General features: G+C 28.4%; 5 protein-coding genes. All 5 read left to right on the top strand.

Annotation, left to right across the window (positions count from 1 at the left end; all coding sequences use genetic code 4):
* Window positions 1-113 precede the first annotated feature (113 nt).
* Complete coding sequence (locus ACSH4Z_RS01605; protein ID WP_438340868.1) at window positions 114-3,728, top strand: hypothetical protein; 3,615 nt, start codon at window positions 114-116, stop codon at window positions 3,726-3,728.
* 180 nt (window positions 3,729-3,908) lie between these two features.
* Window positions 3,909-7,583 carry a hypothetical protein gene (locus tag ACSH4Z_RS01600; RefSeq protein WP_438340867.1) on the top strand — a complete coding sequence of 1,225 codons (3,675 nt, stop codon included), beginning with the start codon at window positions 3,909-3,911 and terminating at the stop codon, window positions 7,581-7,583.
* Between the two features lie 495 nt (window positions 7,584-8,078).
* Complete coding sequence (locus ACSH4Z_RS01595) at window positions 8,079-9,737, top strand: DNA methyltransferase (RefSeq protein WP_438340866.1); 1,659 nt, start codon at window positions 8,079-8,081, stop codon at window positions 9,735-9,737.
* Window position 9,738: 1 nt separating this feature from the next.
* Window positions 9,739-11,634: a DNA methyltransferase gene (locus ACSH4Z_RS01590; protein ID WP_438340865.1), complete on the top strand. Its 1,896-nt coding sequence runs from the start codon at window positions 9,739-9,741 to the stop codon at window positions 11,632-11,634.
* A complete protein-coding gene (locus ACSH4Z_RS01585) occupies window positions 11,627-14,263 on the top strand; it encodes a DEAD/DEAH box helicase family protein (RefSeq protein WP_438340864.1) in 2,637 nt (878 codons plus the stop codon). The genes ACSH4Z_RS01590 and ACSH4Z_RS01585 overlap by 8 nt, the downstream gene beginning before the upstream one ends.
* The last annotated feature ends 88 nt before the right edge of the window (window positions 14,264-14,351 follow it).

Genomic DNA, 14,351 nt, shown 5'->3' with positions numbered 1-14,351 from the left:
ATATATATATATATATTGTTTTGATTAAAAACCGATATTAGGCTAGTTTATTTTATATTAAATAATTTATATATATACATTAAAATAAAGCATTTTTTATAGGTGGTATTGTAATGAAAAAAAAGAAAATTACCTTAGCATTGTGTTTATCATTATCGTCTGCTTTAGTTGTGGCAGCTGGTTCTGTTTTTGTTTATAGTATAAGCAAAAAACAAGATAGCTCTAATTTGCAATCTTTAAATAAAAAGGTTATTGAGCAGAAGGAAAGAGAATTATCTCTTGCTAAAAACATGCTGTTAAAGCTAAAAAATAAGAAAAAAATATTAAACAAAAAAATTAATGAAATAAATAAAAATATCGAAAATTTTGAGGCTTTAAATGCAGAATCTCAGGATAAATTAAAGCAAATAGAAAATGAGACTATAAAAAAAGAAAAAGAAGTTTTAGAACATAGTCGGATTTTAGAAGAAATAAAAAAACAACTAGATAATCTAAAATCACAGCACGAAAAAACCATATCGGATTTTAAAAAAGCAGAACAAGTTTTTGAAGAAAAAGCTAAGAAATTAGCATTAAAAACTAAGGAATTAGAGCAAGCTAAAAAGGACTTAGAGCAAACTAAGAATCAAAACAAGTTACTTCAAGAAGAGTTAAACAGATTACAAGCTGATGTCCAAAGAAAAATGAATGATTTAGAGTCACAAAAGCATATAAAAGATAGCGCTAATCAAGTCATACAAACAGTAAAAGAAAATATAAAACAAGTTACTGAAGAACAAGATAAGGCCAACAAAAATCTTTCAGGAAAACAGCAAGAACTAGCAGCTTTAAAAGATGAGCTTGAAAAATTAAAGCAAAAACAAAAAGAAGCTCAATTAAATTATCAAGAAGTAGAAAATAAAATAGAATCTCTAAGCAAACAAATAAGCGATGCTGAAGCACTTATAGAGCAATTAACAAAAGAACTAGAAAAAAAGTCTAGTGAGGCAAGCATTAAACAAGAAGCAGTCGATGTTGCAACAAATGAATTGCAAGCTGCATTAGAAAAACAAAAAGAAGCGATACAAAAGTTAGAAGAAGCAAAGAAAAATTCACAACAAAGTGTAAATGAGTTAGAACAAAAAGCTAAGAATTTAGATATGGCTAAGAAATCATTGGATATTGCATTAGAAAATCAGCAAAAAGCCAAAGATGAATTTGAAAGTGCAAAAGCAAATGCTAAGTTAAAAGAATCTGATTTGACTCAAAAAAACAAAGAAAAACAAACAATTCAAGAAGAAATACAAGAAGCTAACCAAGAAAAAGATAGGCTGCAAAAGGAGGTTGATAGGCTAGCTGAAGAAGAAAATAAAGCAAGTGTTGAATTGGAAAATAAAAAAGATTCTTTAGAAGAAATCAATAAACAACATGCACAATTAAGCGAAAAAATACAGCAAGAAGAATTAAAAAATCAGCAAATTAATCAACAAGAAGCACAAAAGCAGCAACAATTAACTAACGCTATTAAAAATATACAAGACAAAGAAGCAGAAGGAAAGACAAACAATTCTGAATTAGCACAAGCTCAAGCAGAACTAGAAAAAGAAAAGCAAAACTTAATGGAAGTTAAAAAATTAAAGAGCAAAACTGAATCAGAATTAGAGCAGGCTTCAAAAAATGTTGATACTATAACACAGCAAAAATCAAAGCTTGAGGCCGAATTACAAAGTGCAAAAGAAAAAGCCAAAACCGCAAAAGATGATTTAGATAAGAAAACTGAAGAATTAAAATCGAAACAAAGCGCAAAAGAAGAGGCCAATAAAGTTAAGAAAGAAGCCGAATCTAAAAAATCCAATATTGATAAAAAATATCGTGAATGGCTCGATGAACATCAAAGATTACATTCTGAGGTAAACCGTAAAAAAGATGAACTAGATCAAATATCGGTTGAAATTGATGACTTAAAATTAAAAATTTCAGATGCTGATTATGATTATGAATATGAAAAAGATGTATTAGAGCAACAACTAAATGCAAAAGAAAATGAAAGAGATGAACTCGAAAAAACATTGCAAAAACTCAAAAAGCAAGAAGAAGGCGCTAAAAAGGCCTTAGATGATAATGAAAAAGCCAAAGAACAAGCGGCCCAAGAACTAGCCCAAAAAGAAAAATTATTTAAAAAAGCAGAAGAAGAGTGGAAGCAAGCTGAATCATCAAAAGAGCAGGCAGATAAAGCTTATAAACAAGCTAATGAAGAAATAAAAACTAAAGAAGCACAAGTTTCGCAAAAAGATTCGCAATTAAGTGAGTTTCAAAAAACTAAAGAAGAATTAACAAATAAAAACAATGAAGTTAATGCTTCATTTAAAAGTGCTACAAGTAAGGTTCAAGATGTCGAATCTAAAATACAAAAATTAAAAACGAATGATCAAAAAATACAGCAAAACATTGAACAAGAAACACAAAAGAAACAAAAAATTGAAGAAAAAATAGAAAGTCTCAATCAGCAAAAAACTAATTCGCAACAAGAACTAAAAAAACTAAAAGAATCACTTGCACAAAAAACAGAGGAAATGACTGAGGCAGAACGTGCTAAAAATGATGCTCAAACAACATTTGATGATGTAAAAAACAAAAAGCTAAATGTTGATAAACAATTATCTTCTATTTCAACTACAATTGCACAAAAAACTAGTGATTTAAATCAAAAATCAAATGAAATTTCCGAAGCAATGCAAGCATTGGAAGCAGCAAAAACTAAAAGTGAACAAGCTAAGGAAAAACATGATGATGCAAATGCAAAAGTGGAACAAAATAGAAGCAATGTGCAAACCAATCAACAAGAAGTAGATGCAGCAGAGCAAAAAAATCAACAAAACCTTATAACTGAAAGCAATATTCAAAATAAACTAAGTAATTTAGAAGAAGAAATTAAGCAAAAAAGAGAATCATTAGAACAAAAAACCAATGAATTAGATGATGTCAAACAAAAAATGGCAGCTGTAGCACAAAAGAAAAAAGATGCAGAAATGCTACTGCAAAAATTACTAGAAGATAAAAAACAAGCTGAAGAACTAAGAAAAGAAAAAGGAGAAAAATTAACTCAAGAAAATGATAAAGTTACCCAAAAAATAAAAGATGTTAAACAAAAAGATGATGAATTTAAGGAAGCTAAAGAAGCAAAGGATGCTATTGATAATAAATTGCTCGAACTAAAAAATGAACTAATGAATAGAATGAAAGAATTAAAAAAAGCTAATGATGAAATTCCTCTCTTAAATGAGTTAATCAAAAAAGCTAAGGAAGATATTTCAAAAGTTCAACATCAAATTGAAGAGCAAAATAAGAACATTAGTTTACAAAAAAAGAACATTGAAGCTAAAACAAATAATAAAAATCTTCTTTTGCAAGAAACACAAGCATCGCAGTTTTTAAAAGAAATTATTAAAAAGCAATTAGATGAGGAGTCTAAAAATATTGCTAACTATGAAAAACAACAAAAGGAAAAAGAAAATTCCTTATCGATATTAGCACAGAAATTAAAAGACCTTAATAATCAAAAAACAAAGAATGAAAAAAACATAGATCAAATGGTTAATTCGATTAAGCAATTATCAAAAATCAAGGATGAGACACACCAAGAGTTAAATAAAATTAATAAGGAAGTTAATAAGAAAAATCAAGAAATTTTGCAAATAACAAATAAGTTGGATGAATTAAAAAAAGATTTGAATAAATTAAAAAGATAGCAATTTTTTTTAAAACATGATAAAAGAGGCGGCATATAGCCTCTTTTTATCATTATTTCATAATGATACATAAACACTGGTAGCAAGTTTGCAAAAAAAAAAAAAAAATGTTAATATTTTCTTGAAAAATCTTGGGCATTTTACAAAAGCTAATTTTATCAAAGAGAGGTATAAGAAATTATGAATAAAAATGTAGAAGAAAACAAAGTAAAAAGAAAAAAACGTAATGTTATTTTATTAACATCAGCTTTATTGGCAGCATCAATTACAACCGGAGCTATTGCAGCCTTTTATCTTACAAACAAAAATAAGCATGATAAAAAAAGCCTTTTGGCTTTGGAAATAAAAGACCAGAAAATTACTGCAAACTCAGCGATCTTTCATTTAAAAAATATTGATAAAAATGATGACACTAATCGTTCTTTTTCAGTTTTATTTTATGCTAAAAAAACTCCTTATAATGTGCAAAGAAAGACTCATGTTATTAATCAAGAAGAAAAATCTATGTCATTTGGGATTAATAATGAAAAACCTTTATATCCAGATACTGATTATGAGTTTCAGATGATTTATAATGGTGAAACAGTTTTAATTCATCACTTTAAAACTTTGAAGCTAGAGGAAAAAGACAAGCAAGCAGAACTTGATAAAGCAAATAAAGATCTAGAAGAAGCTAAAAAAGCTAGAGAAAAGGCATTACAAGATCTAGAGCAAGCTAAGAAAAACGCTTTATTAAAAAATAATGATGTTATTTCCAAAACCAACGAGCTAAGTGAAGCAAATAAGAAACTAGAAGAAGCCAAAAAATCTAAAGATGAATTGGAAAAACAATTACAAAGTATTAAGGAAAAAATTAAGGAATTTGAAAAACAAAAAAAAGCAGCCGAACAAAATAAGCTACTAACAAATAATAATGTAATTTCCACCACTAAAGAAGTTGAGCGTTTAACCAAAGAACTTGAAGAAGCAAAAAAAGCCCTAGAAGAGGCAAAAAATAAAAAAGATAAGGCTAATTCAGATCATGATAGCGTTAATAAAGATGCTATTCTAAAATCTGATGATTTAGCTAAAAAAGCCAAAGAGTTAGATGAAGCAAAAAAAGCATTGCAAGATGCGATAAATGCCCAAAACAGTGCTAATTCTGAATTTGAACAACAAGAGGAAAATATCAATAAAAAAATTAAGGATCTTAATTCAAAAACGGATGAATATAATAGTGCATTAAGGGCTAAAAATGAATCTGAAAAAGAAATAAATCGTATGCAAAATGAAGTTGCAGAGATAAATAGAATTCTTAATACTCTTGATACTGACAAAACCCGAATCAATAATGAGTTAAACAACGCTAAGCAACAATTAGCTTTAGCAAATCAAAAACTTGCAGATATACAAAAAGAAGCAAATGATGCTAGACAAAAAGCTGAAGACCTTACCAACGAAAATATAAGACTAAATAACGAAGTACAACAAGCTAATGAATTAGAAAAAGAGAATATTAATGATATAGCTCGTATTTCTAAAGATTTGCAAGATGCAAATTCTGAATTGTCAAATGTAAAAGAAACTCAAAGCAATATTGCTGAACAAATAAAAAAATCCAATTTTGATTATAAGCAAAAACAACAAAATTTAAATCAAAAAACCAAGGAATTAGAAGAAGCTAAAAAATCATTAGCACAAGCCACATCTGAAAACCGAGAAATTGAGTCTCAGCTAGAAGAGGCAATAAGAAACACTAATCAAAAAAATGATGATTTAGTGCAGAAAAACAAAGCAAAAACCGACGCAGAAAATGATAGAAATAAATTTCAAAGGGAGCTAGATAGCGCATCAAAAAATGAGACTGATAAAGACCAATATGCTAATCAATTGAATAATGAGTATGAAATATTAAAGCAAGAACTAAAAAGGCTTCAAGGTCTAAAGGATAGCGCAGCAAGCGAAGTCGAAAGAAGAAATAGAGATCTTGAAAAAACAATTATAGATTTAGCACAAAAGCAAAAAGATATTGACCAAGCTAATAGGATGAAAGTAGAGCAAGAGGGCATTAAAGAAAATCATAATAAAAAACTTAATGAATTGAATCATGCTTATGAAAATTTAAAAACAAAAAATAGTTTGGAAAAAGAACTGGAAAAGATATTAAGAAACAAGAATTCATTGGCAGATAAAAAACAAAAGGCATATCAAGCTTATTTACAAAAAAAAGCTAACACACAACAAAAACTTGATGATTGAAATGATTCAAAAAGAGGCAGAGATGATTACTATACTAAGAAATATTATGAATCTTTATATAGAGAAGCCCAAAATGCGGAACAAGAAGCTGAAAGAAAATGGTCGAATGCTAAAGACGAATATGATAAGCAAGAGAATAATGAAAATGCTATTCATAATAAAATTGCTGAAATTAATAAAAATACAACTATTTTAACTAGTTCTCTCAAGAAATATGAAGACCAGATAAATCAGCAACAACATCTAATTGGGGAAGCTTCGCGAAAAATTTCAGAAATTGAAGTTGATATTACCAAGAAAACAAATGATAAAAGGATGCTAGAAGAATCTAAATCTAACAATGAGCAGCTAAAATCTCAATCTGTACAGAAACAAAATACAGCAATAAAGTCCGTAAAGGATAAGGAAGAAGAAATTAAACAAAAACTTAGTCGATTAGAAGTTGCGCGTGTTGAGGCAGAACAAGCGCGAAAAGCCAGAGAAGATGCAGAACATCGATTGCAATCAGCTAAACAAGAACATGATGATAAAAATAACCAACTTCAGAGCGCTCAAGAATTATTGCAAGAAGCTAAAAGCAAAGAGTCTTTCTTACAAGAAAAATTAAATGAATTAAAACAAAAGGTTAATAATGAGACAACTTCAGTATCTCAAAAGCAAGGTGCTGTTAATGACGCTAATAAGCAAATCCAAAAAACGCTAAAAAGCAAGACAGATTTGGAAAAGAAATTGCAAAGTGTGAATGAAGAAGCTAGCATGAAACAAGAAGATGTCAATAAAAAAACAAAGGCTTTAGATGGTGCAAATGCTAAGCATCAAGAGTCGCAAAAAAATCATCAAGCGTTAATTCAAAAACAAACCGATATTCATAATAAATTGCAAGAGGCACTTAATAATATAACTCTGGCTAATCAAAAGTACCAACAAGAACTTGAAAACACAAATAATAAAAGTAAAGAAGTTGCCGATAAAAATAATGAATTAAAAAATAATACTAAATTGATTGAACAAGCATCGCAAAATAAGGCGAAAACAGAGCAAGATCTTATAAATTTAAATACTAATTTAGAAGAAAAAAAGAAAGAATTGGAAGATAAAAATAATAGTTTAAGTGAATTAAATCAAGCAATACTTCATGCTAATAGCCTTAAGGACAATGCTAAAAATAAGGTTAATTTAGCTAATCAAGATGTAAAAAATAAAACTGATTTATTAGCTCAGAAGCAATTAGATTATGAAAATGCTAAGAAATCAAATAATGATTCTTTATTTGATAAGAACAATATTCAAGGCCAAATAAAAGATGTTGAAAAAGACTTTGAAAATAAAACTCATGATTTGCATCAAAAGCAAAAACAATTAGATAAAGCGATTTTAGATAATGAAGAAGCAATCCAAAAAAATAAGGAAGCAGATTCTATGATTAACACAACGAATAATAATCTTCAGAATGCTTTATTAGAGGATTTGAAATTAAATAAGAAGATTTCTCAATCAAATAAGGAAATTAAACAAAAAGAATCTATTTCAAATAGTAAAATTGAAGAACTTGACAGGGCTAAAAAAGAGGCTTCAAAAGCTAATGGATTGCTAGAATCTCTTAATATGAAACATTAATAATCATATATTTTTAATAAACATTTTAGGTTTTTAGTTTTCAAAATAAATAATCCACGGTGGTGTAGTAAATTTTGTGTAAATTTATTTCCTGCTTACTTTTTTAGTAAGAGATTTGAGAATAACAATCACACAAATCTAAATTTATTAGGCAAAAAAACAACCGAACAACATGACAAAATTGGATAAATTTTCTTCCAAATATGTTGTTTGGTTGTTTTAATTATTTAATCTTCTTTTTCAAAAATAATTTGTAATTGATTAAAAACAGATTCTCAATTAGGAACAACTGCTGTTGTATTTATGAATAGTAATAAAATACTTGCTAATGTCTATAAAATTTTGTTGTATTTCTTAACAATATCACCTTAACTTAGATAAATTTTTATATAATTCAAACAAAATTATAGTTTTTTGCTTCCCACAGCATAAGTGAACAAGATAAGAAATTTAATTATAGTTTTTGCAACAAAAAACCGCAAAGAAAGGACTAATATGGAACCAAAAATCACGTCATTAACTCAATGTTTATTAGATATACTTAAAGATAATAATAAGTATTATTCTTCTGAACAAAATAAGCTTTTATTAGGTAATATTTTTGCTGCAGTTAATAATCATGATAGCGATCTTTTGGAAATTCTTTATTCTAATGAATTAATATGCAAAAATTTCTTTGTTAAGGTTAAAGACATCTGAATTTTTAATGACAAAAAATTCATAGATTTTATCAACCTAAAAGACTTTATGCCTGATAGTTTTACTTCTTTTAAAAATCGCATTGGCCTAGTTGATAACAATGGGCACTTTCTTGACGAAAGCAACGATGTTGTACTTTCATTCCCCTTCAAAGATTGTGTTTTAGTTGGCAATCAAGACAAAGATGACCAGAAATGTAGTGAAGTTATGCTCAATGAAACTCTTGGGCTTGATGATATTAACAGACTTCTTGATCCTAAAGCCCTAGTTAATGCAAAACGCTATGGCTCACAAGGAATTGAACAAAACATATTATTTAATAAAAAAGATAATCTTATCATTAAAGGGAATAATCTTATAGCATTAAGCTCTATATTAAAGAGATATGAAGGAAAAGTTAAATGTATCTATATCGATCCACCTTACAACACTGGCAATGATTCATTTAATTACAATGATAAATTCAACAATTCAACATGACTTGTATTTATGAAGAACAGATTAGAGCTAGCCAAAAAATTATTAAGGGATGATGGAAGTATTTTTATAAGTATAGACGAAAATATGAAGTCATATTTAGATATTTTGATTAGAAGTTTGGGATTTGATTATTTTAAAGAGTTAATATGAGAAAGCGGAAAACCTTTTGGGTATAAAGCGACTAGCACTATATGGCCTCGTGTTCATGAAACAATCTACCATTTTTGCAAGGTGCGTAGTAAAATTTTTTATAAACCCACCTATACATTTGAATTATCAAGTTCAGGTTCTAAAATAATGACTTCAAGCATTATAAAAGCAAAGGAAAACGGGATTTATTCAATGGATTGGATCGTAGGAGCAAAACAAAGTGTAAGTTTTGGTGCAGGTCAAAAACCTGAAGAATTGATAAAAAAACTCCTTGATGCTACTACAAATGAGGGCGATATTATTCTAGATTTCTTTCTTGGTTCAGGAACAACCGCTGCTGTAGCACACAAAATGAATCGGCAATATATTGGTATTGAGCAAATGGACTATATCGAAGACATCACGCTAGCAAGGCTTAAAAAAGTTATTGATGGTGAACAAGGAGGAATATCTCAGTTAGTAGGCTGACAGGGAGGCGGTTCATTTGTGTACTGCGAATTAGCCCAAAATACACAAAAATGAGTGGATTTGGTAAAAAAAGCAACTAGCAAAGACATTGTTTGTGTTAAAGACCAAATACTAAATTCTAATGACATAATTCCTTATTTAAGTAAAGCAGAAATTGAATCTAGCTTAAGTACTTTTGATTCACTTAGTCTTGATGAGAAAAAAGCTCGTCTTATTTCAATAATTAACAAAAACAAATTGTATGTAAATTATTCTCAAATAGATGATGAGTCATATGGAATTAGTGAAGCTGACAAACAATTTAGCAAATCGTTTTATGAATTTAACAATATAAATAGATGTAATAGAAAGGAGTAATATGGAACCAAAAATCACATCATTAACTCAATGTTTATTAGATATACTTAAAGATAATAATAAGTATTATTCTTCTGAACAAAATAAGCTTTTATTAGGTAATATTTTTGCTGCAGTTAATAATCATGATAGCGATCTTATGGAGATTCTTTATTCAAATGAGTTAATACGCAAAAATTTCTTTGTTAAGGTTAAAGAAATCTGAATTTTTAATGACAAAAAATTCATAGATTTTATCAATCTAAAAGACTTTATGCCTGATAGTTTTACTTCTTTTAAAAATCGCATTGGCCTGGTTGATAACAATGGACACTTTCTTGACGAAAGCAACGATGTTGTACTTTCATTCCCTTACAAAGATTGTGTTTTAGTTGGCAATCAAGACAAAGATGACCAAAAACGCAGCGAAGTTATGCTTAATGAAACTCTTGGTCTTGACGATATTAACAGACTTCTTGATCCTAAAGTCTTAATTAATGCAAAACGCTATAGTTCACAAGGTGTAGAACAAAACATATCATTTAATGAAAAAGATAACCTTATTATTAAAGGGAATAATCTTATAGCATTAAGCTCTATATTAAAGAGATATGAGGGAAAAGTTAAATGTATCTATATCGATCCACCTTATAACAGAAACGATGATTCCTTTCAATACAATGATAAATTCAACCATTCAACCTGACTTGTGTTTATGAAGAATAGACTAGAGTTGGCCAAAAAATTATTAAGGGATGATGGTGTGATTTTTATATCATGCGATGAACATGAAAGATCATATTTAAAAGTTTTAAGTGATGGAGTATTTGGAAGAGATAATTTTATAGCCGATTTTATTCGCAAGACTAAAAGTACTACCAACGATGCTAAAACTGGTATAAATATTCAACACGACAATTGTTTATCCTATGCAAAGAATAAAGAAAATATTAATCTTATTGGTGGTGAGAAAAAATTATCAAAATATAAGAATACAGACAATGATCCTAAAGGTCCTTGAATAAGTGATAACCCAAGTGCCAAATCAGGTAACAAAGAAAATAATTACTTTGGTATTAGAAATCCATATACTGGTAAAGAAGATTATCCACCCGATGGTAGATATTGAATATTTTCGAAGAATACAATTGAAAAACATATTGCTTCAGGAAAAATTTGTTTTAAAAAAGAATACAATAAAAATCAAAGAGGTTTCATATATAAAACATGGTTATCTGATTTAAAAACTAAAGGTAATACATTTAATTCACTTTGGTTTGCCTCTAATGAATATATGAACCAAGTAGCTACGAAGGATGCGAAAGAATTAGGTTTTGTCGATGAATTTAAATACCCTAAACCAGAGTCCTTTATTTATTATCTTATTTTACATTCAACAGAAGTTGATGATATTGTTCTTGATTTCTTTCTTGGTTCAGGAACAACAGCTGCTGTAGCACATAAAATGCGACGTCAATATATTGGTATTGAACAAATGGATTATATAGAAAACATTACTGTTTCTAGATTAAATAAAGTAATCAATGGTGAACAAACTGGTGAATCAATATTGGCAGATTGAACTGGTGGTGGTTCATTTGTGTACTGCGAATTAGCCCAAAATACACAAAAATGAGTGGATTTGGTAAAAAAAGCAACTGAATACAACATTGTTGATGTTAAAAACCAAATACTAAATTCTAATGACATAATTCCTTATTTAAGTAAAGCAGAAATTGAATCTAGCTTAAGTACTTTTGATTCACTTAGTCTTGATGAGAAAAAAGCTCGTCTTATTTCAATAATTAACAAAAACAAATTGTATGTAAATTATTCTCAAATAGATGATGAGTCATATGGAATTAGTGAAGCTGACAAACAATTTAGTAAATCATTTTATGAGGTAGAGAATGAATAATAATTTAGCTGATAAATTAAAAAATATATTAGATTATTTTCCACCTAAAGACCTTGACACATTTATTGTAAATGGACTAAATCCTAAAATTAAATTGAGAGATTACCAAACTAGAGCAATTCAATCATTTATTTTGTATTATCTTGATGAAGGTAATACAAAATTACGTACTCAAGATAAAATACACAACCTATTCCAAATGGCAACAGGGAGTGGAAAGACAGTAATAATGGCTGCTTTAATTCTATTTTTATATCAACAAGGTTATAGAAACTTTATTTTCTTTGTATCACAAACCAATATTCTTGAAAAAACTAAAGAAAACTTTGCAAATCCAGCAAGTTCAAAATATTTATTTGCTTCGCCTTTAAAATGCTTCAATAAAACAATAAAAATCAATATTGTTGATAATTTTCAAGCTTCAAACATTGATAAAGACTCAATTAATATATGTTTTACAACCATTCAAAAATTACATAATGACATTATTAGTCCACGCGAAAATGCTATGAGTGAATATGATTTTAGCAATCATAAAGTAGTATTTATTAGCGATGAATCTCATCATCTAAATGCAAGCACAAAAGCCAAAAGTAAAGTACAAAAACCCGAGATATTTGAAGAACCTTCTTGGGAAAACACTGTAATTAGTTTATATAATAAACATCCCGAATCGCTTTTACTTGAATTTAGTGCAACTGCAGGTCTTAATAATGAAGATATTAATAAAAAATACGCTGATAAACTGATTTTTGACTATCCTCTCAAAACTTTTAGAGACGAAAAATGAACCAAAAACTTTCAAAACATAAGTTCTGAGACAACATATTGACAAAGATCGCTTATAGCATTAATTATTAGTGAATATCGTCATATGCTTTTTAATGATTTAGGCTTAGAAATAAAACCTGTGGTTTTATTTAAGTCAAAAACAATTGTAGAAAGTAAGAAGTTTTTTGAAGAATTTAAAGAAAAAATTCAAAAACTAAGTATTGAAGATATAATCGCTCTTGAAACTATTGATATTCCAATTATGAAGCAAAGTCTTAGTTACTTTAAAAATTTAGGACATCAAGACTATCAATTATTAGTTAATCTACTCAAAGAAAGTTTTCGTGAGCAAACACTAGTCATTATTAACTCATCCACTGAAAGTGCAATTGATGCACAAACGCAAGTGTTGCTCAATACGTTGGAAGATAAAGACAATGTCTTGCGAGGTATTTTTGTAGTTGATCAACTAAATGAGGGTTGAGATGTACTTAACCTTTTTGACATTGTTAGACTACATGATGAACGTCAAGAAAATACACGTGTAAAAACCAACAAGTATACAATTAAAGAAGCTCAATTAATTGGACGTGGAGCCCGTTATTGTCCTTTTGTGTATAACAATGATGAACAGAATCGAAACAAACGAAAATTCGATGCAGACTTAAGCAATAAATATCGTGTTCTAGAAACTCTTTATTACCACTGCAAAAACGATTCACGCTATATTAATGACCTTCAAAACACACTTAAGCAAACCGGTCTTATTGATGATGATAATGGTAAAGTAGTTGAAATTAAACTTAAAGAAGAATTTAAAAATTCAGAATTTTTTCAAAATGCTTTAGTTTGAACTAACAAAAGAGTTCCAAAACAAAATAGTATGCCAAGCGAGCAAGATAAAGTTAATTTTACTAAAACTATTGATTTTAAAATTAGACAAATTAAGGCTAATGAGGAAAAACTTTTTGATTTAGACACACAATCAGATAATGAAATAGAAGAACTTAAAATTGTTCAACAACTTAATCTTCAAGATGTTGAATATCACATTCTTGAGGGCTGTGCGCTTTATTTTGAAACACTGAAGTTTGATTTTCTAAAATCTAAGTTTTCTAATCTTAAATCACTTCAAGAATTTTTAACTTCATCTGATTATCTAGGTTCAAATGTTAAAATTATCTTTAAGTCTAATGACTCGAAAGCAAAAATAAGTGGAAGAGATATTTTTAGTGCAGTTATGGAAGCATTCAAACATATTGAAAAATATCTTTATTCACTCAAAGATGCAAGTGTAGGTGAAAAAGTTCTACGTCCTAAATATCTTAAAGATGTTATTGAAGATAAATTAATATATGTTGCTAATGTTGAGGATGAAGACGGAAATGGTAACCCTCAAAGTAAAGCAAGCGAAAAACTTAGAATGGATCTTAGTTCTAAAAAATGATATGTTTTTAATGAAAATTATGGAACAAGTGAAGAAAAAGAATTTGTCAAATGATTTAGTGATAACTATGCAAAGCGACTTGAAAACAAAAATATTGAATTCTATTTAGTTAGAAATGAACGTTTTAGTGATCTTGCACTTTATGATTTTGATAGTGGTGATCGTTTTGAACCTGATTTTCTTCTTTATTTCAAAACCAATAAAATAAGTTCGCAAGTATTTGTTGAACCTAAAGGTACACATCTAATCGAACATGATAATTGGAAAGCGAATTTATTGAGCTTGATAAACAGTGACATCAATCTTATGCCAAATAATGGTAATTGAAGAGTTATTGGTATGCCTTTTTTCAATAAATTAAAAACCACCGAATTTAGTCAAAAATTTGATAATTTTATTGAAAGTCTATAACACTCGTGCTTTAAAATGCTATCGTAGATAATTTTGTGTAGAGATCACTAAATAGCAAATATTTAACAGAAGATTTTTACACAAATTT

The sequence above is a fragment of the Mycoplasma sp. 125 genome (genome assembly GCF_051549845.1).
GTDB lineage: Bacteria > Bacillota_I > Bacilli_A > Mycoplasmatales > Metamycoplasmataceae > Metamycoplasma.
The sequence above is the reverse complement of the archived record's forward strand: the minus strand, read 5'-3'. Positions and strand labels throughout refer to the sequence as shown.